At 43.4% G+C, this 22,204-nt stretch carries 20 protein-coding genes; 7 read left to right on the forward strand and 13 right to left on the reverse strand.

Annotated features, from left to right (window positions below; all coding sequences use genetic code 11):
- Positions 1–72: 72 nt before the first annotated feature.
- A complete protein-coding gene (locus ABDW16_RS04200; protein ID WP_343667920.1) occupies positions 73–546 on the forward strand; it encodes an RICIN domain-containing protein in 474 nt (157 codons plus the stop codon).
- A gap of 160 nt (positions 547–706) precedes the next feature.
- On the opposite strand, the gene ABDW16_RS04205 is transcribed toward ABDW16_RS04200, so the two are convergent.
- The 3 genes from ABDW16_RS04205 to ABDW16_RS04215 all read right to left on the reverse strand — a co-directional run bounded on the left by ABDW16_RS04205 (position 707) and on the right by ABDW16_RS04215 (position 4,234).
- Complete coding sequence (locus ABDW16_RS04205) at positions 707–1,168, reverse strand: GNAT family N-acetyltransferase (protein ID WP_343667921.1); 462 nt, start codon at positions 1,166–1,168, stop codon at positions 707–709.
- Between the two features lie 10 nt (positions 1,169–1,178).
- A complete protein-coding gene (locus ABDW16_RS04210; protein ID WP_343667922.1) occupies positions 1,179–2,081 on the reverse strand; it encodes a helix-turn-helix domain-containing protein in 903 nt (300 codons plus the stop codon).
- 140 nt (positions 2,082–2,221) lie between these two features.
- On the reverse strand, positions 2,222–4,234 hold the full coding sequence (locus ABDW16_RS04215) for a sigma 54-interacting transcriptional regulator (RefSeq protein WP_343667923.1): 2,013 nt from the start codon (positions 4,232–4,234) through the stop codon (positions 2,222–2,224).
- Between the two features lie 222 nt (positions 4,235–4,456).
- Here ABDW16_RS04215 and ABDW16_RS04220 point away from each other — a divergent pair, with 222 nt between their 5' ends.
- The 4 genes from ABDW16_RS04220 to ABDW16_RS04235 all read left to right on the forward strand — a co-directional run bounded on the left by ABDW16_RS04220 (position 4,457) and on the right by ABDW16_RS04235 (position 7,435).
- Positions 4,457–5,302 carry a helix-turn-helix transcriptional regulator gene (locus ABDW16_RS04220; RefSeq protein WP_343667924.1) on the forward strand — a complete coding sequence of 282 codons (846 nt, stop codon included), beginning with the start codon at positions 4,457–4,459 and terminating at the stop codon, positions 5,300–5,302.
- Entirely contained in the window at positions 5,293–5,511 is a 219-nt protein-coding gene (locus tag ABDW16_RS04225; RefSeq protein WP_343667925.1) for a hypothetical protein, read from the forward strand. The genes ABDW16_RS04220 and ABDW16_RS04225 overlap by 10 nt, the downstream gene beginning before the upstream one ends.
- 178 nt (positions 5,512–5,689) lie before the next feature.
- Positions 5,690–7,186, forward strand: a complete 1,497-nt coding sequence (locus ABDW16_RS04230) for a S8 family serine peptidase (protein WP_343667927.1) — start codon at positions 5,690–5,692, stop codon at positions 7,184–7,186.
- A gap of 9 nt (positions 7,187–7,195) precedes the next feature.
- On the forward strand, positions 7,196–7,435 hold the full coding sequence (locus tag ABDW16_RS04235; RefSeq protein ID WP_343667929.1) for a hypothetical protein: 240 nt from the start codon (positions 7,196–7,198) through the stop codon (positions 7,433–7,435).
- A 108-nt stretch (positions 7,436–7,543) separates the two neighbouring features.
- Here the strand turns inward: ABDW16_RS04235 and ABDW16_RS04240 are convergent, their stop codons facing one another.
- Positions 7,544–8,026 carry a GNAT family N-acetyltransferase gene (locus ABDW16_RS04240; RefSeq protein ID WP_343667930.1) on the reverse strand — a complete coding sequence of 161 codons (483 nt, stop codon included), beginning with the start codon at positions 8,024–8,026 and terminating at the stop codon, positions 7,544–7,546.
- Between the two features lie 68 nt (positions 8,027–8,094).
- On the opposite strand from ABDW16_RS04240, the gene ABDW16_RS04245 reads away from it, so the two are divergent.
- Entirely contained in the window at positions 8,095–8,505 is a 411-nt protein-coding gene (locus ABDW16_RS04245; protein WP_343667931.1) for a hypothetical protein, read from the forward strand.
- On the opposite strand, the gene ABDW16_RS04250 is transcribed toward ABDW16_RS04245, so the two are convergent.
- From ABDW16_RS04250 to aqpZ, 4 genes are all read right to left on the reverse strand, one after another.
- On the reverse strand, positions 8,477–8,911 hold the full coding sequence (locus ABDW16_RS04250) for a DUF4267 domain-containing protein (protein WP_343667932.1): 435 nt from the start codon (positions 8,909–8,911) through the stop codon (positions 8,477–8,479). The genes ABDW16_RS04245 and ABDW16_RS04250 overlap by 29 nt on opposite strands.
- 70 nt (positions 8,912–8,981) lie before the next feature.
- Positions 8,982–9,245, reverse strand: coding sequence for a hypothetical protein (locus ABDW16_RS04255; protein ID WP_343667933.1), 264 nt, complete (start codon positions 9,243–9,245; stop codon positions 8,982–8,984).
- Positions 9,246–9,269: 24 nt separating this feature from the next.
- Positions 9,270–9,551 (reverse strand): cyclic nucleotide-binding domain-containing protein, encoded by a 282-nt coding sequence (locus ABDW16_RS04260; protein WP_343667934.1) that lies wholly within the window; start codon positions 9,549–9,551, stop codon positions 9,270–9,272.
- 89 nt (positions 9,552–9,640) lie between these two features.
- Entirely contained in the window at positions 9,641–10,348 is a 708-nt protein-coding gene (gene aqpZ / locus ABDW16_RS04265) for an aquaporin Z (protein WP_343667935.1), read from the reverse strand.
- A 234-nt stretch (positions 10,349–10,582) separates the two neighbouring features.
- Between aqpZ and ABDW16_RS04270 the strand changes: the two genes are divergently transcribed.
- The gene (locus ABDW16_RS04270; RefSeq protein WP_343667936.1) at positions 10,583–11,914 is read left to right on the forward strand and encodes a hypothetical protein; all 1,332 of its coding nucleotides are present in this window, start codon (positions 10,583–10,585) and stop codon (positions 11,912–11,914) included.
- On the opposite strand, the gene ABDW16_RS04275 is transcribed toward ABDW16_RS04270, so the two are convergent.
- From ABDW16_RS04275 to ABDW16_RS04295, 5 genes are read right to left on the reverse strand one after another with little or no spacing between them, the layout of a single operon-like run.
- The gene (locus ABDW16_RS04275) at positions 11,856–12,644 is read right to left on the reverse strand and encodes a GDSL-type esterase/lipase family protein (protein WP_343667938.1); all 789 of its coding nucleotides are present in this window, start codon (positions 12,642–12,644) and stop codon (positions 11,856–11,858) included. The two genes, ABDW16_RS04270 and ABDW16_RS04275, sit on opposite strands and share 59 nt — an antisense overlap.
- Positions 12,644–14,914, reverse strand: coding sequence for a GH92 family glycosyl hydrolase (locus ABDW16_RS04280; RefSeq protein WP_343667940.1), 2,271 nt, complete (start codon positions 14,912–14,914; stop codon positions 12,644–12,646). The genes ABDW16_RS04275 and ABDW16_RS04280 overlap by 1 nt, the downstream gene beginning before the upstream one ends.
- 7 nt (positions 14,915–14,921) lie before the next feature.
- Entirely contained in the window at positions 14,922–18,545 is a 3,624-nt protein-coding gene (locus tag ABDW16_RS04285) for a hypothetical protein (protein WP_343667941.1), read from the reverse strand.
- 8 nt (positions 18,546–18,553) lie between these two features.
- Positions 18,554–20,377, reverse strand: coding sequence for a hypothetical protein (locus ABDW16_RS04290; RefSeq protein ID WP_343667942.1), 1,824 nt, complete (start codon positions 20,375–20,377; stop codon positions 18,554–18,556).
- A 4-nt stretch (positions 20,378–20,381) separates the two neighbouring features.
- On the reverse strand, positions 20,382–22,184 hold the full coding sequence (locus ABDW16_RS04295; protein WP_343667943.1) for a glycoside hydrolase family 88 protein: 1,803 nt from the start codon (positions 22,182–22,184) through the stop codon (positions 20,382–20,384).
- Positions 22,185–22,204 lie beyond the last annotated feature (20 nt).

Raw genomic sequence — 22,204 nt, forward strand, 5'->3', positions numbered from 1 at the left:
TAACCCGCAGCGCCATATTCCCCGTATGGCGCTGCCTTTTTTTATATATTTGAGAGAGAAAATCCATCCAGCATGAAAAACTTATTCTGTACACTGGCGGTTGTTATTGCTACTGTCACCACGTATGCGCAGACCATCCATGGTACTTATGCTATTAAGAATGTAGCCTCCGGTATGGTACTCCGTATTAAGGATGCGAACACTGCCAATGGTACACCCATTGTAGCTTACTCACCGGTAAACTGGAAATGTGTGACCTGGGATTTTAAAAATGTGGAGGGGCAGACTTACCAGTTGAAGAATCTTTTTTCTGGTAAGACGTTACAACCTAAAGCAGCAGCTGCTGAAGGGGGATTGCTGGAAGAACAACCTATTGCCGATCAGCAGTATGAGTTTCTGCCTGGGGAAAAGAATAGTTACCTGATTAGGGTGAAAGGTACGGAGTTGTACATTACACAAGGGGAGGAGAACATTCTACTGGCCACAAAGAAAAAGGACGCCCGGTCACAATCGTGGACATTGGTGGAACAGCATCCCACTATGTAAAGAATGGAATAATATCCCACTATATAAAAAGGCTGTTCCTCGATAGAAACAGCCGGATGATAACCAATGCCAACTTGGTAAAATTGTAGCACAAAGATGATCATCCAATCACATACCTGCAATGGCGTTTAAACGGAATAACTTGTACAGATTATGGAACTTATTCCTTCAGTAGCTTTATATAAAAGGAGTTATCATTCTTCGGAATACCAAGAGAAGAAAATAATTTAAGTGCGAGTGTATTGCTATAATGTGCTTCCAGCTCAATCCCCGCAAAATGCGGATGCATACGCTCTGCAGCAATCAGCAGATTGATGAACTGCTTTGCCGCCCCTAGTCTGCGGTATTTTTTTTTGATATATAACTCATCCACACCCACCATCAATCCTCCATATTCATGACTCCAAAACCTGAAAATAACCGAGTACCCTGCCAGCCAGCCATTGTATTCAATCATCAATACTTCTCCCATATTACGATATTGCTGATAAAACCGTAGCGTAGCCACAATCTTATTCTCCGTAAAATCTTTGCGGCTACTTATTTCGGTATATAGCTCCATCGACATTATGGTAAGTTCTTCAGCATCCAGCAGCCGCGCTAATCTATATGAAGTATTCATGTTTAATAATTTAAAAAATATTATTGGCTGCAGATGAGAATACTAAACACTCTTTCTTAAAATCAGAGAAATTCGTTCCCGTCGAATTCTTAAAAAACTTACTAAAATGCGCAATATCAGAAAACCCCAGATTCCACGCTACCTCTTTCATACACACATCTGAATACGCCGCCTGCCGCTTAGCCTCCAACACAACTCTTTGCCTGATGTGATGACTCGCCGGATATCCCGTAATCTTCTTCACAATCTCATTCAAATAATTCGGTGTTACAGATAGTTCCCTCGCAAAATCTGCCACTTTTTTCTTATTCTTAAACATTGCCTCCACCATATTCTTAAACTTCTCCACCAATTCAATATTCCTCGTCTGAATCGTCGTTTGCAAAGTCCCTCTCAATTGCCTGGTCAGGTAAATCAATAAGATCTTCAAATATCTTCGCATCAATTCTGTCCGCAGCAAATACAAATTATCCGCCTCCCGCATCATCTTTACAGTAATTTCTTTCATTTCCACCGCTGTCTCACTATCAACTTCAATGCCTGCCGATCGTGACAAAGCCTGAAACAACCCCGAATGGTACATCAGGTCAAACTCATGCTCCCCCATATACAGGAAGTCTTCAGTGAACTGATAAATATATCCTTCTGTATGTTCATTCCCAATCAGCTGGTGGATTTGTCCGGAAGTAACACAGTATACACTATTAGCAGGCATTTCATGTTTCTGCATATCTACGATCAATGTGCTATGTCCTTTCGTTACCCAGATAATTTCGATAAAGTTCTGGCGGTGAGGAAGGGCATTATGCGCTCTGACAGATTCATCATTCCACCGGAAAGGATGGATCTCAAAAGGAAGATCTGCTTCCTTGTGCTTAAATTCCTGTAAAGGAAAATATTCAGGATACTTCATGACAGCTGTGTTTTGCCTGAAAGTGTCATATCCTGTGCCTAACTTAATAATGTTGTAAACCAGTTATTTATGAATAAATGTCCGTTTCAGAATTGACGATATATCGTCATATTGTTAAAAATGGTGCGAAATATCGTTATTTACTCCATCGGGAAATGCTGTTTTCGGATCCCTAATTTTCTCATTTTTGACTCCAGTGTTGTAGGTGGCATGTCCAGGATTTTGGCGGCGCCTTTTTCCCCGCTCACCCTGCCATTGCATAAAGAAAGCGCTTGCAGGATATATTCTTTTTCATGTTCTTTCCAGGTCTTCAGCGACCATTGCTGCACTTCGGGAGGGGGTGACTCCGCCGAAAAAGGGGGCAAATGCAGTACGGTCAGCACCTTTCCTTTACTCACAATAGCACTTCGTTCAATCACGTGTTCCAATTCCCGGATATTTCCCGGCCAGTGATAATTATTCAGTTCCTGCAATACTTTTGTACTCATCCCCCTGAATTCCCGTCCTAGTTTTTCGGCCATCTTTTGAAGAAAATGAGCTGCCAGCAGGGGAATATCTTCTTTTCGCTCCCGCAATGGGGGCAATTGAATGGGAAATACATTCAGCCTGAAAAACAGGTCTGACCTGAATCGCCCCGCAGCTACTTCTTTTTGTAAATCCCTGTTGGTAGCGGCGATAATGCGTACATTTGTTTTAATCACCTTATTACTTCCCAGTCTTTCAATTTCTTTTTCCTGCAATGCCCTGAGCAGTTTTGCCTGTAGTTCCAGTGGCAATTCACCTATTTCATCGAGGAACAGGGTACTTCCATCCGCAATTTCGAACTTCCCGATTCGCCTGTCGATCGCGCCAGTAAAAGCTCCCCGCTCATGCCCGAACAATTCACTTTCTATGAGTTGAGCAGGTAAGGCGGCACAATTGAGTTTGATCAATGGCTTGTTTTTTCTGTCAGACAGGTTATGAATCGCCTTCGCAAAGAGTTCCTTGCCCGTGCCCGTCTCTCCCAATAATAGCACAGTAGTATCCGTACGGCTTACCAACTGGATATTCCTGAAAATCTCCAGCAGCTTCTTGCTCCTGCTGATGATTTCTTCGAAATGCTGGTGTTGTACAGGCGGTTCGCTATACTGTTGGATATTTGCTACTGCCAGGGCTACCTGGTCGGCAATGCCCTGGAACAGGGGATACTGTTCCTTTGGCAATACCTCTTTCTGCGAACTGAAGACCTGGAAAGTTCCGATCGTGGTGCCACCTATCCGCAACGGAGCCATGATGGCCCCATTGATCTGCAACCTGTTCATCATTTGAATGAGTAAAAAATCAGGATACGGAGATTCACGAAATACAGGGAAAATCTCACCTTTCTCCAACACTGTTTCCAGGGGGGTGCCTTTAATCGGAAACTCATACCCCACCATTTCTGTATAATCCGGGAAGAACACAGATGCGGTGCCCGCAGCCAGATCTATCGTATAAATCTGGGCACCTCTGTCAAATCCCAGCATAGGCTGAATCCGGTTTACGAGCAGTTTGAACAGGTCATCTTTGTCTCTGATGGTAGCCATCGCCTGGCTGATAGCCAGCAACTGACTTTTTTCATGCTGTGCCATTAACAGCTTCTCATAGAGCAGCACATTAGAAACACCGGTGGCAATTGGTTCGGCAATCTTTTCAAAAATACCTAAATGAGCGGGGTGGAAGTGATCGTCATGAAAGGAAGCAATTGCCAGGTACCCCATGAGTACACCCTGCATCCGGAGGGGAATAATGCAGGCTGTTTTAAAACCGTTGTCCCGGTGCAGCCCTGCCAGTGGCAACTGACCATACAGTGCTTCGCCAGCTTCATCGTATCTGAAAGTAAATGGTTTGGAATGCTTGAGTGGTCCCATACACGAAAAGGGTTGTGGGGTAGAAATACCGGCAGCCACCTGTGGCAGCAGGTTCTCCGTAAAGCAGGAACAGGAATGATAATCCTGAGCATAAACAGCAATATAGGAGGAGTCAAAATCGATGATGCCGCGCAACTCCTTTTTTATACTATTCATTAATTGCCTCCTGCTGCTAACTGGTGTAACTGTATTGCTAATATTCGTAATGTGTCGATTTATGGCGTCAATGTCTTCTAAAGCAGCTTTGTTGGTCTTGCTTTTCATGGTGTCATCCGGTAAGGTGAAAGTAATGAAATTTCAGGGACAGGGGAGTCACTAAATGGAGTGAATCGAAAATGTGAATTCACTAAATAACGTAAAATTTCACTTGAAAGAAAAAAATCAAGTAGCTGTATTACAGTGGTTTGCCGGGGTGGTATATGATTTGTTTTCTTTGGTCGCATCGCAATTCGTACTATTTTAAGAAACCCACTTAACTACATCCTTATGTCAAGACCGATTCACGATTCCCCTCTCTTTGAAATCCGCACTATGGAATGGTTACAGCAAAATGGCCGCTTACACGACAAAAAGCCACATCGTCATCAGGGATTTGAAATTGTTTGGGTCCGGCAGGGAGGTGGCTCCTTTTGCGTAGACCTCGAAACCCGTGACATTGCCGGTGGCCATGTGTATTGCCTGCGTCCCGGGCAGATCCATCAGTTTTTGCCCGAAGCAGGTACCCAGGGTTATGTCATTTCTTTTAGTCCGGACTTTCTGCTCATGCCTGCATACAATAAACCTGTGATCTTTCATGCGGGTAGTTCTCCTCATTCATGGCTGCTGAAGGTAGAGGAAAGCATGCAGCTGGAAATGGAAGATATGGTTCTGAAAATGCTGAAAGAGTATGACAATTATTTATTACTCCGGTCTGAAATTCTGAGAGGGTTGCTCAACATTTTCCTCATTTACCTTACCCGCCAGTTTGTGCCCGCAGGTATTCGAAACATGCCCTGCAAAAGATCAGATCTGGTAACCCGGTTCCTGGCTATTGTAGACCAGAAATACATGATTCTGAAACTGGTGGCGGACTATGCAGGTGAGCTGGCTGTAACGCCCAATCACCTGAATGAAATGGTGAAGAAGGTATCCGGCTTTCCGGCCAGTCACCACATCCGGCAGCGGGTGGTACTCGAAGCCAAACGGCAGGCCACCTATTCAGGGGCCAGTATGAAGGAGATCGCGCATCAGCTTGGCTTTGATGATATTGCTCATTTTAGCAAGTTCTTCAAAAACTTTTCGGGTCTTAGCTTTTCGAACTATAAAAAGGAGGCCATGCAACAGTGGAGGTAGATCTGGATAAAGACGGCAAGGGCGCACTTTATATCGATGAAGGGGGTAAACGGATCGCGGAAATGCTCATTGGTATAAATGGCAAAACACTGATTGTTTTTAACTGCCATGGGCAGTGGAAAAAGCTGCTGCACGAACTCATGAAGTATGCCCAAAAGCACCAGTTAAAAGTTATGCAACATTGCGTATATCAACCATTAAAAGATTAACGATATTTTATTGAGTGTTCGAAATGTAATACCAGTCTTCCTTCCGCCTTTTCTTTTCAGGTTGTATCGCAGCTGCTGATTTCTTTAGCAGCTGCGATTCGCATTTAGTTTAGTAAATTCATACTGTTAACTTATTATTACCATTAAGGGAATCAATTTACTCAAAAAACTACCTGTTATGGCAAAGAGCAAATCAAAGACTGGTAACTACATCCTGCTGCCTGTCACAGAAACTCAAACCACTGCCGACACTAATCCTAAAGTTGAAAACTTTCTCACAGCCGTATTAGAGCCTGCAGTAAGCAAGGAGGCTGTTAGCCTGAAAACCCGTGGACCTGAAAAAACTGCAAAGAAAATTCCCGTGAAAGTTATTGACTCTATTCAGGACAACGGTGCCAAGCTGGTACAACTTAGTCAGGAAGAACTGGCAGATTTCCGTTTCTCTTATCCCGGCCTGCGGATTATTAAAGAAAAATTCTACAAGAAAGCGCAGGTATTTCGTGAATCTATCCAGCAAAAGGCAAAGAAAACCAAGACAACTAAAAAACTGGACCTGACTGTCACTGATACCGACGGTACGCCCATAGCTGGTATTTACATTGTTGCCTTTACTGATTTTGAAAACAGAACGGGGGATTCAGGGAATACCAATGCAAAGGGGAAGCTCTCGCTGACTTTGTCCAGCAAGCATATAGAACGGATTTATGTATACCCGGAGCATACTTACTGGGGATATTACAAGACTAATTTTTCTGCTACCAGTCTCACCATCAAATTGCAGAAAATAGATACGGGTTATACTGATTCCCTGCGTCATTTTTACGATACGCCACAGTGGCCTAAAATTACGCAGAAGCTGCGCATAGGTATCATCGATACGGGGGTGGGGCCGCACAAGGACCTGGTGGTAAGTGGCGGTTTGAATTGTGTGGCAAATGAAGATCCGACAGATTTCAAAGATAATGGGGAAGGACATGGCACCCATGTGGCGGGCATTGTAAGTGCCTATGGTGGGGTGTATGGACTGGCTGCCGGTGTAGAGATCTATAGCTACAGGGTCTTTCCTAAAGGTGCTAATGCGTCTAACTTTTATATTATGAAAGGGTTGGCGCAGGCGATCCAGGATGAATGTGACATTATCAATATGAGCCTGGGTGAATCAGAAACTGATGAAGGAATAAGTAGTTATATTAAGCAGGCTTACAATGCAGGGATCTTGTGTTTTTGTGCCAATGGCAATGATGACAGGGGGCCGGTGAATTTTCCTGCCAATTACAGTCTGTCGGTAGCGGTGTCTGCGATGGGGCGTAAAAATACTTTTCCAAAAAATACGGTACAAACGGGGATTGTAAAGTCTCCTTATGGCACAGATAAAGCTAACTTTATAGCAGACTTTTCCAATATAGGAGCAGAAACGGATCTGACTGCTCCGGGTGTGGGGATTATTTCTACCTTTCCGGACGATTTGTATGCGATTATGGATGGTACGAGCATGGCTTGTCCGGCGGCGGTGGGGATGGCAGCGCGGTTGTTGGCGGCTGCGCCAGAGATCCTGACTTTGCCAAGGGCATCTGCAAGGGCAGATGAGATGCTGAAGTATCTTTCAACTAAGATTCAGTCTATGGGGTTTGGTGCGAATTATGAAGGAAAAGGAATGTTGACAGCTGAAAAATAATTCATTGCTATGGCAAACTATATATTACAATACAGGGGTACAGGGGTGCCGGATCCGAAGCAGGTGAAGGAGACCTTACATATTTGTGGTGTGAATATCATTGATGGCAGCTTGTTGCCGCATACGGCGCTGCTGGATGTGAGTGAGGGAGAGGTGGAGAATGTGAGGTGTAGGTTTGAGGCGGATTGGTCGCTGACTCCTGAGAAGAAGTATAGAGTGCCGGATACAAAGAGAAAGCCAAAAGGGTAGAGAAATGTCATCCTCGGGCGTCAGCCTGAAAAAAGTGATTCTTCCTTGCTGCCGCAGGCCACCTTCGTTTTAAAAACGCTTTTGCTTTGGGGCAAAAGCGTTTTTAATTTATTTCACCTCCATTATCATCCACAAAGTGGTATTATAATGTCCTGAATTTCCCATCGGCTTATCCAGCTTCCTGAACCCTGCTTTCTCATACATTCCCACCGCAGTGGCCAACTGATCAAATGTTTCCAGGTAAATCTGCTTATATCCTAATCCCGGCGCTGCTGCAATTGCCTTCTCCATCAATATTCTTCCTAATCCTTTCCCGCGTGCCGCAGGTGAAAGATAAAACTTCACCAGCTCCGCGCATCCTTCCGGCAATCCTTTTGTAGGATACAACCCGCATCCTCCAAGCACTTCGCCATTTTCTTCTGCCAGGTAATAAACACATCCGGGGTGCTGAAATACTTCATACAATCTATCTGTATCCGGATCGTCATAAACAGTTCCAATCAAAGGTGCATCGAATTCAATGAAGATGTCTCTGATTATTTTAGCGAGTGCGCTATTGTCCCGCTCTTCCATCGTTCTAATCGTAGCCATCAATAATTAATATTAGTAGACCGGTAAAATACTCAAAATCCCTATACTTGCATAACAAAGACTTGCAAATGATAGCAGACGCTGACATCCGTGTGGGAAACCTGGTTTGGTACTACGATTTGTACATGAACGAAACTACCTTTAAAATAGAAGGTATATTGGAAGGGTATGTCTATAATTCCTGTCTGCCCAAAAGCAAACTGCCATTATCAAAAGTGAACCCGTTGAAACTGGATGTGGATCATTTAAATGCCCTGGGTTTTGTGAGAGGAGAGAAGGAGTATGGAGAAGACATCAACGTATATTCTTATCGGTATACCCATAAGGATAGTATTTATATTCGTGATGAAGGATATGCTTTTCAGTTGCTGACGGAGTCACCGGCAGGGCTGGTGCCGTATGGCAGGCCGTTGGTACATGTACACCAGTTGCAGAATGTGTTTTATTATCTCACTGCAGAGGAGTTGGTGTTGATGTAGCGTTTTCCCGGAATAGTAAAATACTGGTTACGATCATATAAACGACTGTCAAACCATGAATAAGCAGGTGTTGGAGATCTTTGGGACCATTCGTCACCAACACAATACAAAAGTCCGTAGCCGGTACAATGATGGCAGTTGTTAACGCAAATGCAGCAGCCTTACGCATTTTCAAAAACAGAAATGGGAGTAACACCAGTCCTGAAAAAATGTCTCTTATTCCCTTAATTTTTCCAAATGGTAAATCGTCCATACTGGATATGGGAATTCCGAAACCATCGGCTCCCACCAGGGGATTTACTATGAACCTTGCTCCGATAAAAATTATTCCTGCTGCAATTAAAAGCGTCATCCAAAAAGATGCAGATTGAATTCCCCAGTTTGTTTTGATTTCTTTCGTTTTCATTGTGTTATTTATTTGATAACACAAAATTGCTGTATTCACCACAGCTTTTCATGCACCTGGGTTAATAACGCTAGAGAACAAGTCGTTTCCTGATCCGGCTTAAAGACTGGGGCTTGACGCCAACGTAAGAGGCAATATAATATTGGGGTATACGCTGGGAGATGTCAAAGTAAGCCTGCATAAACTTTTGATAGCGTACCACGGGTTTATCGGTGTACATGGATGCTATTTGTTGTAAAACGGTAGTGAAGACCTGCTCTATGGCTAAGCGCCCGAACCTTTCCCCGTACCGGACCTCCTGGTAAAATTTTTGCAGGTCGTCATAGCTGATCATCCAGACTGTTGTATTTTCTAAAGCTTATATATTGACCGTTGTGGGTGCTTTCGGCAAAAAACTCGTATAGTCGCAAACCCATTCACCTTCCTTATTAAAATAGTTGGTTTGCTCCTCGCCGTTGTTGGATAGATAGTATCTGACTAATCCTTCCTCAATGAAAATCACATGTCGGCATACCTGCCCTTCTTTTAATAAATGTTCATCCTTATTGATCACTTTTTTGTGAAATAAACTCCTGATGATTTTTTCATCCGCTGCTGACAGGGGTATATAGGTGCTGATATTTTCGATAAGCAGGTCCATTGCAGGTATTTAAACGACAATAAATTTAACAAAAAAAGCCTTCAGACGAATAGTCTGAAGGCTTGCTAAACTTATTCGTTTATGACTGATTATTCATTATCCTGTTTCTGCAGCAGGAACCTGTATATACCTCCTCCTATTATACTGCCTGTAATAGGAGCTACCCAAAATAACCACAACTGCTGCAATGCCATGCCACCAACAAATAACGCCTGAGAAGTAGACCTGGCAGGATTAACGGAAGTATTTGTAATTGGAATACTAATCAGATGTATAAGTGTAAGTGCCAGACCAATTGCGATTCCTGCAAATTTTCCATTGGCAAACTTGTCTGTAGCCCCCATAATTACAATAAGGAAGAATGCTGTCAGCGTCATTTCTGCAAGGAAGGCAGCCACTACGCTATAACTCCTGTTATTATATCCGGGGCTGTCATAAAAGTTTGTAGCGAATGCTCCTGTACCTTCCCTGGTAAAAGCCCCTGCCCCGTTCAAAATAAGATAAAGTATAAAGGCGGCCGCTGTTGCACCTAACACCTGGGCAATGATATACGGTACCAGGTCTTTTGCCGGAAAGCGTCCTCCAACCACTAACCCAACAGATACTGCCGGATTAAAATGTCCACCGGAAATATGGCCCACAGCATAGGCCATAGTAAGTACTGTAAGACCAAAGGCTAATGACACGCCCAAAAGTCCAATCCCAATATTGGGAACGCCAGCGGCAAATACGGCACTGCCACAACCTCCGAATACTAACCAAAATGTTCCGAAAAACTCTGCAAATAATTTTTTCATGTTATTTTGAATTTAAGACTTTTGTTCAAAGAGTAACAATTCAATTTGTAATTTGTTTAATTTTCTTAATGCACAATCTATGGGAGTTGAACCTATGGTAATTAAGAATTCAAATCCAGAATCAAAAAATAATATCATAATATTCAGCTATCTTAAAGCAGTGTAATTGAAGAAGCCGACATGGCGTTTTAAAATTTAAGTCTACCTGACAGCATATTTAACTTTCCACGATATATGGATGAAATAAAGGATAAAAGATATATAAAGGAAATAATCAGGGAATATTCTACCCGCTTTGTATCCTGGGGGCCACCCGACTCTTGGGATCTGGACCAGTTTAAGACGTTGGAAAATATGATCCTTGAGTCTACTGACGTCACAGTGAATGCTAACACCCTTAAGCGTTTTTTTCAACAGCGTACCGGCAATCCACAACTGGCAACCAGGGATGCATTATGCCGTTTTTTGGGTTACACAGGGTATACCGATTTTGTTATCAAAAAGACCCGGATCGAGGAGGCTGCCAATAATGCCATAGAGATTCATGATGCCCCGGCGGAAAATATACAAAAGGAGTTTGTGCCAATACATGGTCAAAGATCAAATCGTATATACATCTACTTACTTTCAGGGCTTTTACTGATTGCCTGCGCCTATCTTTTGTATACTTTGAAGATCAAAGATATGTATACCGGTTACCTGTTGTCCAAAATAGAATTTTCGGCAGCAAATCCCAAAGGCGCGAATCCACTAACGGTTACATTTTCATATAGTATTCCATCTTCCCTGCTATCGGACATTAAACTGATATATGAAGAGGCGAATGGCGATACATCGGAAAAGCAATTGACGAGAGATATAGGGAAGGTGAATGCCACATATATCTATGAAGGAGACGGATATTGTTACCTGCAATATAAAGGGCACACCATAAAAACTGTCACTATAGAAAGCCGTAAACCAGGCTGGTCAATTTTTACCCGTAACGAGCGAAAGGGCATTTTCAGAACACTGCCCATCAGCCAGGCTTATAACAAGGAAGGATATGTGAGCCTGCCACTGGATAGTGTAGTACCTGAAGCCCGTCCCGGCCATTTATTTGTGAGCTATGTATATTATAAAGAAAAGCTGGTGGATGGCGATAATTTTGTATTTGAAGCGAGGGTTCGTAACGCTGCAAAAGACTTCGCCATTCCCCGTTCTGATGTGATGATGTACATTTTGTCAAATACCGGGAGGCATGGTTTTGCCTTAAATGAGGCCGGCTATTCCTATATAAAATTTATAAGCAGCGAAAAGAGTATCAAGGGCGATGAATATAATCTGAACAAGTTCAATTTTAATGCATCGGAATGGCATGTGATGACTATCAGGGTAGAAAATAAAAAATCTGCCTTCTTGCTGGATGGACAAAAGATTTACCAGATTGATTATACCAAATCAATAGGCAGCGCCAATGAATTGATTTTACGATTCAAAGGTTGTGGTGCAGTAGACTATGTAAAGGTTAGTAAGCTCGATGGCCAACCTGTTTATGAACAGAATTTCGATACAATGCTTCAATAGTATTTGCTAAATTATTCGCCCAGAATCCACCCAGTTTTTCTGCACCCAAAGCATTTGGGTGCAGAAAAAAGATCCCGGCATTGCCTTTTTCAGCAGTAAAATATTTGTCGGGATCTTTTCTGAAAAAGTCATAGGCATTTCTATCGCCTTTAAAGATATAATCAGGGTTTTCTTTTACCAGTTTATCCAATTGCGGCGTATAGGTTTGCAGGCGGCTTAATCCTGCTGCCAGGTATTTCGATCTGTTATATGTATTGGGGCTGTACCAAATAGGACGATGTAATACAAAAATGCTATGTGGGTATCTATTATGTAAACTGTCGATGATGACCTGCAAATTTCTGCTATAGTCGCCTGGTGATACAGGTGCTCCTGTGGGGCCTTCTATAGCACTGTCATTTGTACCCAAACTGATTGAGAAGATCAACCATACATTTGGATCATATAGTGTATCGGCAGCCTGTAGTACTTTTGGAAACAGGTTCCGGGAAGCAGGTAAAAAATCAACTGTAGTACTTCCGCTGTAACCGCAATTGGCAAATTTCACAGTATGTCCCTTTGCCTGCAAAAGCTTTACTGTTTGCACGGGCGGACATTCCAGCGCTGGTGATGACAATGTGGCTCCATGGGTTATACTATTTCCAATAAAAACAATACTATATTGAGCCCTGGCAGTGATGATACCGGTCATTAATATTGTCAACAGCAAGGTGATTCGTTTTGTCTTCATTATTCAGTTTTTACCTGGGATGCAGACGGGGGCAGATCTGCTCCCGTAAAATTTCCCGGTTCGGGACTCATTATTAATTCAAGACTTCCGCCTTCCATTATATCCCTGTGGGTAATATATAGTTTGTTATATGCCTTTCCATTCAGCTTTATCGACCGAATATAAATGTTTTTATCGCTTAAACCAGTCGCTTTCATTGTAAATACCTTATTATTGACATGGATGCCTGCAGATGCTACCATTGGTGTTCCCAATACATATATCCCCTCAGCAGGATTAACAGGATAGAATCCCATTGCACTGAATACATACCAGGCCGACATCTGTCCACAGTCATCATTCCCAGACAAGCCATCCGGTTGATCGCTGTATAAAGTCGTCATAATCTGATGCAACTTCTTCTGCGCTTTATATGGTTTGCCAATGTAGTTATACAAATAAGCGACGTGATGGCTGGGCTCGTTGCCATGTGCATATTGCCCAATCAAACCGCTGATATCTATCGGCACATTTTTTCCCGACAGGCTGGATGACACTGAAAACAGGCTGTCCAGTGCATTTTCAAATTGCTTCCCGTTACCATACAGGTTGATCAATCCTTGTATATCGTGCGGCGCAAAAAAAGAATATTGCCATGAATTTCCTTCCACCCAGTCGCTCTGTCCATACGATGAGAAGAAGGGATCAAAAGGACGGCGGAATGTTCCGGCACTGGAAACCCCATTCATTAATTTAAATTCCTTGTCAAAATAAGTGCTATACGACATTGCCCTTTTCATAAAATATTCATAATCTTCCTTTTGCCCCAGGTCTTTTGCCATTTGCGCAATACACCAGTCATCATAACAGTATTCGAGTGCAGTAGAGACCGATTTGTTATACTGGTCATAAGGTATATACCCAAACTGTTTCAGCTCTTTTATACCAAATGCATCCTGCATGGCCGAGTGCTTCATAGCCTGGTATGCTTTTGCTACATCAAAGTTTCTGATTCCTTTGAAATAAGCATCTACAATTATCGGTACGGAATGATAACCGATCATACAGTTTGTTTCGCTTGACCATAGCGGCCATACTGGTAGTAAACCATACTGATCGTACTGCGTTAGCATTGATTGTATAATATCATTTGCTTTACCAGGATCAAGAATGGTCAGCAGCGGGTTCAGGGCCCGGAAAGTGTCCCATAATGATAGTGCCGTATAATTTTTAAAACTATCTGCCTGATGGGTTTTACCATCAAAACCAGTATACTCCTTATTTACGTCATTAAAGAGGTATGGGGCAATCAAACAGTGGTACAGCGCAGTATAGAAAATAGTTTTGGTTTTGTCAGGTGCATTAATGCTTATTTTAGATAATTCCTGTTGCCATTTAAGTTGTGTCTGCGTAAGTATCTCGTTAAAATCCCAATGTGGTATTTCTGAAGACAGGTTCTCCAATGCATTTTCAACACTTACAGGTGATATACCTACTTTCACCAGCACCATTTCATTTTTCGATGTTTCAAAGTTTAGTATGGCTTTCACATTCCTGCCGGTTGCTTTTTTATCCCCTATAAAACGATCATCTACAGCAATGGTAGCATTAAAAGGCTTTGAAACTTTTATTGCAAAAAACAATTTTTGGTCCACCCAGTATTTTTCACCCGGTTCTCCCCAGCCTTTGGTTTTTCTTTCACCGGTTATTGTACTGCTATCCACCACATTTAACGAAGTAACCTGTACAGAATCTGTAGCATAGTGATGAAACAGGTCCAATACAATATGCGATTCTTTGCTGGCAGGAAATGTATAACGATGAAAACCGCAATGGGGAGAGGCAGTCAGTTCGGCAGTAATATCGTAATCTTTTAGCTTTACTTTATAGTAACCGGGCGATGCTACTTCTTCATCGTGAGAGAACCTGGAACGATAACCTTCGCCCCGTTTTGATGTTGATTTTGCCTTGTCTACGGTGGGCATCAGCATTACATCCATCAGATCTGAACGCCCGGTACCGGAAAGATGGGTATGCGAGAACCCAATTATTGAACTGTCAGAATAATGATAACCTGAACACCAGTCCCATCCCTCAAGCCCTGTATCAGGACTTAACTGGACCATTCCAGATGGATAAGCAGCACCGGGAAAGGTGTGTCCATGGCTGCCTGTACCTATAAAGGGATTTACAAAACCCAATACATCTTCATAATTTTCCTGACTATTTACTATTGCACTGCATCCCATCAGGAAAGAGATGAGCAATAGTGAAATTATATACCTGGTCATACATTTATTATTTTTCTACACCAAATTCAACTTCATTTGCCCAGTGCTCCTTCCAATCGGGATGGAAAGCCCGGGCATTTACTTTGGATACACTGCGGTCCCGGGCCAGTTCCATACAGGCTCCACCGGCACCATCGTCATTGATCCTTGCAGAGAATTTTATTTTCCCGCCCTGATCAATGATTCGCTTTACATCCGGAATTTCACTCCACGGAATGGCACATTCTGTAAATAAGGTATTGCCTTTACGCACTGTTACCAATTTACCGTCCTTTACAGCACCATCATAGGGTGAATGGGGCTGACGCGGAAAAAAGTGTTTACGTGGCATACCGGGAACAAGCATTCTCCAGATCTCAAAACCACCGCCATATTCCGGGGCAACTGTATTTAGCGCATATTCGTAATCCGTACATTTATAACCGGTATAACGGGGCATGGTTCCTTTTGCAGCGGCTTCCATTCCATCTTTGCCGATAGGGAGCACGTTAAATGCAATGAGTATATTGTCGAATTTTTCGCCCACCAATCCGTCTGGCAGGGTACCCGTTTTACGATATGAAAACCGTCGTACCCCTTTGGGCCATATCATGGGCACCAGGTCGTTTTGAGTAACGGGCGTACATTGGATATCTGCAGGCAATGCGATGGCTGATCCAGGAAGATAATATCCCGTTTTCCCATATACGCCTATCCAGTTACCCTGGGTATCGAAATCTTTGGATACAAGCGTTGCTTCCGTGCCCTTACCAATGTGTTTGTCTGACGGATCGAAGCAAATACCTGCCAGCTTTGTTGTATTTCTCCAGCTATCCCAGCTAATAGCGGAACAACGGATGCGCAGTTTTCCAGCGAGGTCCAGTTGCAGCCAGGCTCCGTTCCAACAGTTCTCTATATTGGTATGCAACAATTCTTTACCACTTTCCCTGTCATATACAGTTATTAAAACATTCCGCTGATTAATGCCGGGAAAGTACAAACCGGTGCGTGTACACCTGTCCATTGGTAAATCGATATCCACTCCGATAGATCGTGTCGTTAATGAATTTTCAAAGTAATTCAGTACGCGGCCGCCTGAAGGCAACTGTAGGGCTGCTTTATCGGTAGTTGCAACGGGTTGCCTGGTCAATAAGGACTCCATGGCATAGATGCTTTGCATGTATGCGGTATCAGGATAGAAGTATTGATCGTCATCACGTGTTTCAAATCTCGGGGCGCCTTTATTCGGTGTTTTGTCAGCAACCTTTGCCGCAAAATAAAGGTACTGATCATCATAAGCCAGGTAGGTATTTGCCAGCCCTTCGGAGAGGGTATCAAAACTTTCATAGGGGTGCCAGGCTGCCTCCGTTACAGAAATACTGGCTTTAGCAGCACCTTTAATGGTTTGGGGAATGACGCCCAGCCAGTCGCCCAGATCGCCATCTACATGAATGGTCTTTTTTGCTATATAGTTTACATGCATTTCTTCATAGTGCCGGGCGAAGCCATCACTTCCGGCATCAAAATGCACTTGCAGCGGGTAGCGGTTCTCTTTATTTGCTACGCCATTCCTGATAGCAACCGTAATCGTTTTTGTTTCATTCGGTTTGAAAGAAATTGTTTGCGGGTAGCTTACTTCCAGGTTTCCAACAGTGATTGTCAATTTACCTTTTAGGGGGCGGTTCAGAATATTCGTCAGTTGCAGCTGCATGCCCGGTTTGGTTTCAACAGGTGCTGTAAAATCCTTTGGAACGATCTCCAGCGGTTCGTATCCTTCAATCCGCGCATGGCTGACAGCACTCACTAATTTGCTGAATGCACCACTGCTGCCATTTACCCGCATAAAATAGCCCTGGTAATTCAGGGGTATGGTAAAGACGCCGTTTTGCGAAGGAATGTTGTTACCATAAAAGTCATACAGCAAAAATGCGGGATCGGCCTTCACGATCATTTTACCATCCGTAATTGGATAATACTCACCGAGCCTGTCTTCCAGTTTTTTACGCGTTCCCTCGTCTGTTGTTGTTTTTAAACTGTCGTACACAGCCTGTCTTTTCTTTGCCTCGCTCAGGCTTCGCACATTCCGGAAAAGTACATGGGTGGCACCAAATGCATCTCCCAGATCACCGGCAATGAGCAGGGTACCGTCTTCCTTATTGTTATTGTAGCCATCAAAAACCATTACCCAGGGAAGACCATTTTGAAAAAGCAACTGGTTAAAATCCCGTTCGCCGATCAGGCTCTGCACGGCGCCCATAGCGGCCGCTGTGGACCAGGTATTATGCAATTTAGGTACCGTTTCGGTTCCGTTCTTTGTACGGATACTCATCGTTTGAACAGATCGGTTAGGATCTCCGGAATACATATACCCACCATAAACACCCATCGTTCTGTCATAACCTGCCGAACGCCCTGCTGCTATTACCAGCCCTATACGATCGTCTGTGTTACCTACCCAACTTTCCGTATCCCATATTTTAACCTTTCCTTTATAATCTTTTCTATTATTCCATTCAGGGTATAATACCGGCGATTCCAGACCCTGGTAGTGGATCGAGAGAAAGTCGAATATGGGCAGCATTTTCATAGTACCATCGGAAAAGAACTTATCCAATGCGTTAGAATTAGAGTCACCTCCTCCGACTAACACGTCCCTGTTTTCTTTCCGGGCGTCCAGTACAGCTTCTGCCATTTTGGTATATATTTCACGGTAACGGATCATGTCGGCCTGCCAACCCGATATAGAGGTTCCTTCCCAGGGTTCATTCCAAAGGCAGACTGCCGTAATGGGGCCGTTGGGCCAACCAAAATTGAGGCATAGTTCTTTTACATACTTTTTGAAATCTTCATCCATATCAGGCATCCAGGCAAGATCCTGTTTGGTACGAAGCATTTTCCCGCTGCTATCCAGGTGGGGCCTGCTTATTCCAAGTGGCATGGATTGAGCGGTTTGCCCCTCGCCAAACATCAGCATAACCGTGATATTGTTGTCCATGAAGTTTTTCATCAGGCCTTTCAGCTCCTGCATATATACCTGGTAATTGGGGTTGGTGGTGGCGATATAGGGAACGCCATATCGAATAGCTTTTACACCTACACGTTGCAGGAAATCAATTCCCAGGTAGTCCAGCGATTGTTTAGGATACTGCATTTTCACCGTAGAAGGTTTCATGCTCCGCACAAAGCTGGTACCCAGTCTGCGCCCGTATTTGCCAAGATCAAATACTACGGCATATCCCCCATATTCGTGGATATCGTCAATGGTGAGGTCAGTATTGACATAGCCATTGGGGGCAATGTTCAATTTTACCGGCACCGCTTTTTCATAACCCAGTTTTACCATTTCAGGTAACCAGATATCGTTTGGTATTCCTTTGGTTCCATAACGGACTATGTACATTGTACCGTCTACAGAGATAGCCTCGTTGGTATTATTGGTCAACTGGAATTTCAACCTGATATGATCGCCCGGCCAGAATATATTTGCCGGGGCAGACGATTCTATCAGGTTTACATCATAATTATAACTTCTCAGACCATTTTTCACCCCCAGCAATTTCTCATATCCTACCCAGTCCTGAGGGGCTTTCATCTGGCCTTTGGTCCACAGCATGATAAAAAGGGATACAACTCCCAAAATAAAAGTTTTCACCTGCATGATTATTTTGAATAGATTTCGAAATCGTTTTTTATCCTGAATTCATCGTTTGGCTTTTTCAATGCACGAATAGCCAGCCCATTTCCAGATAAGCGGAGATACGTGCTATCTGTATTAACTATTATTTCTCCCGGCATTTTTTCGGTGACCATGGAGAATGCAAGTCCCGATACAGCCTCCTTCATAGCTGCAAGATTGAAAGTCTTCCTGTTGCCGGAATAAATGACAAAATCTGCATATTTCCTGTCGCCTGAAGTACTGAGTTCCCAGTGTCCTTCCAGGCCATCCCAATTACTATAAGGAATTTGTATGATCATCCGAATAGCGCCAGATTCAAGCGACAATTCATTTTTTTGTTTGTCAATGATTGAAAAAACAGAAGCGGCAATATCTCCTCCTGCTTCTATGCGCAAACGCAGATCAGTGGCTGTAATGGTAGAATCTTTTATGCGGTCGATATTCGGATGTTTATCTCCGCCATTATAAGCCAGATTCAAAATGGATAATATATGGGAAGAATCCTGCACGCTCTTGATGTGTACTGCCGAAAAATCGTACAGGTCATGTAAAAAACGCAGCCGCAGGTAAGATGGCTTTTCAGGACTGCCCCAATGTGCTATGAGCGGACGGCACTGGTTCCAGAGATATCCCTGGTTTACAGAAGCAAGTGCATATTGAGGATGCTTGTATAGTTTGCCGATAATGTCTTTTGCCCACAATTCTCCGACATGATCCGGGAGCTGGTATTTTCCAACAACAAATGTATCAACCTCTATGCGGGGTAGCACCGGCTGCAGAAATTCAGGAATCATGGCCAGGGGTATTTCATGCGGTTCCATTACCCGTGGCACTCGCTGATACTCACCGGGGAGATCAATTTTTCCTTTGGAAGAATAATAAAATAACTGTTTCAGTTCCGGTGTGACCAGGTCATTATACGCTCTCAGGTTGGGTCCGCACCATTGGCCCGAAGGCTGGTGGAAATGCCGGGCAATCATACTCCAGCACATGGAATACAATTCATCTACCATTTTCTTATCTGCGGGATTTATAATCGCCTGTTTCATGCGCAGCAGTTCATTCATGGCCACTACGGTATAGGTAGGGCTGTTGTATTCGGTGAATCCCTTGCTGTTCCTGGTATAATTATAAAAGTAGATCAACTTGTTCTTTCCATACCTGCTGATACCTGGTTGGTTATATAAATTACCGACCACGTAACAAACATAAGTGCCCATGATGCAGATATTAGTATAATCTGCCTTCACATTTCTTTTCATAATGGAACGGGCAGCCAGGATAAGCGCTTCTTTTATTTTTTCTTTCAGCTCCCTGTCAAGGTGATCCTGCGCATTGAGGACAATATCAATTAAATATACCGACATAAAATCGGCCCAGTTATAATCAACAGGGGCCTTACGACCTCTCAGTGGATCTTCAGGATAATAAGGCCAGATGCCACAAAATGCTTGACGGGGATCTTTTTCCTGCAAAGGCAATATTGCTTTTACAATATCAATACCACGTTGTATACCAGCAGCATCAGCGGTATGCAGTAAGGCTGCGGCATATTGAATGGAGCTTCGCGTATCGTGCACTTTTACACCACTGTCAAGGTCGCTGTGGTAGTGTTTTTCTTTTGTGATCGACCATATCATTTTTTTGCTGGTATCATAATAATCTTCTTTGCCACTTAGCTCTTGTTTCAGTAAAGTGATCTCGTTTGGGTTTAAACGGGATGGTTTTTCCCGGATGTTGCTGACAGCGCATCCCGCCTCAAAAAAACAGCATGCAATTGCAATAATGAGCGGCGTTTGTCTTTTCACTTTGTTATTTTTTTTGTTGATCTAACATTTTTTGCACTTCCATACCTGCAAAAATGACGGCAAAAGAGCCATGTGTATCGTCGTCATAAAACGGTCGTGTCATATAGTAGTTCACATCTTCCGAACACATGGTGCCGACACATATCTTATGCACAGTGCCGTTGTCTTCAATTTCGGAAGCAGTGGCTTTCCATCCTTTTTCAACAACCGGGGTAAATTTTTTTGCATCCAGCCAACCCAATCTTACTCCTCTTGCCATTGCCATTGTGAATATAGCCGTGCCGGACACTTCTACCGGGGAATCGTTGCGGTTGATTACGTTATGCCAAAAGCCTTCGGGGGTTTGGTAACGGATTAATGAATTGGCAAAATCGCAGTATAGGTTCAGAATGGCATTGTATTTAGGGTGGTTCCTGGGCAATGCAATCAGCACTTCTGTCATCGCCCAGATGGCCCAGCCATTGGCCCGCGACCAATAAGGTAATTTTACCTGTGGCCGCCGGGAATAATTTGCATGCATAAACAGCCGGGCATCTTTGTCCCATACATGTTTTGTAAAGTCAAGTAGCTGGCTGGCCGCATCATCAAAATACAATTTTCTTTGCTCCGGGTCATTGGTATAGAGCCCTGCCTGCATTAAAAAAGGAATACCCATAAACATATCATCTACCCATACGGTATATTCTTCCGGTGTGGTACGTGTATAATTGGTAAGTCCTATACTTCTTATCTGGCCAGTACGTGCATAATCCATCATTTTATGGATGTAGGCTTTGTAGATGGATTCATTTTTAAAATTCTTCTCTTTGCGGAGACGATATATAAGTGGGAGGGAAGGGGCTAAGGTAAAATCAAGCAGCCTGGAACTGATGACCATGGCATTTGCTGAATTATAAGCCCTGAGTGTATTGACCTGGTAGTTTACAAAAGGCATTCCTTCCATTTGAAAATCGCAGAAATTAGCTGCCCATTGCCCATATTTTTTTTCGCCTGTCAATTCACTCAATTGTTCCATAGCCCATGCTACTCCACCATTATGATAATTCCATTGATAAGTGGTACCCCATGCCTTTGCGCCAATCACATCTCCCAGTACTTCTGCTTTGGGAACCGACCACGTAACCGGGGCGAAGGCGCCAGGATACATGGTGCCAAACCGGAGTTCTTTTTCTGGCGCATGTTCCGTATCCATACCCGGCGCAAAGGGACCAATCACCAGCCAGTTGCTCAATGTGGCAACGCTACTATCTACATACTGAACGTGCATTAATCCTATTTCAGGATAGGTTCTCTGCTCATCGGGTACTGCATCTTTATCGCCTGGGGGTTGTAGGAATACACACCATTCCTTCCCGGCGGTGGCGGATTTTATTAAAAGGCTATTGCTTCCTTTTTTCAGGTGTACCTGGAAAGAAGATGACAGGGCCATGTTTCTTTCATCTCTCTTTATTCCAATATCCTTGTTGCTTTTTTTCTCATACACAAGGTCTCCATTGCACCAGATCTTACAACTATCATTGTGTTCTATTTCAATTGTAAACAGGGTATCCTTCAAAACTGTCAGTTGTGTATAGCCATAGGCTATTGCTGCCTTTTCCCTGCCGAACGTTCTTCCAAAATCGACAAAGTTGAGACCGTTGAAAACCTGATTACGCGCGGGGAATACCAGCTTATAGGCAAAAGGTGTTTCCCGTATCAGTTTATCTCCAATCTTTTTTACTTTTTCAACCGGGTGCAGTTCTGTCTGTGCTTTCGCCCCGGTTGCCAATAAAAAAAACAATAACAATACACTTATACATTTTTCCATTTTTATGTCTTTTTCGGCCT

It is taken from the genome of Chitinophaga sp., assembly GCF_039596135.1.
GTDB lineage: Bacteria > Bacteroidota > Bacteroidia > Chitinophagales > Chitinophagaceae > Chitinophaga.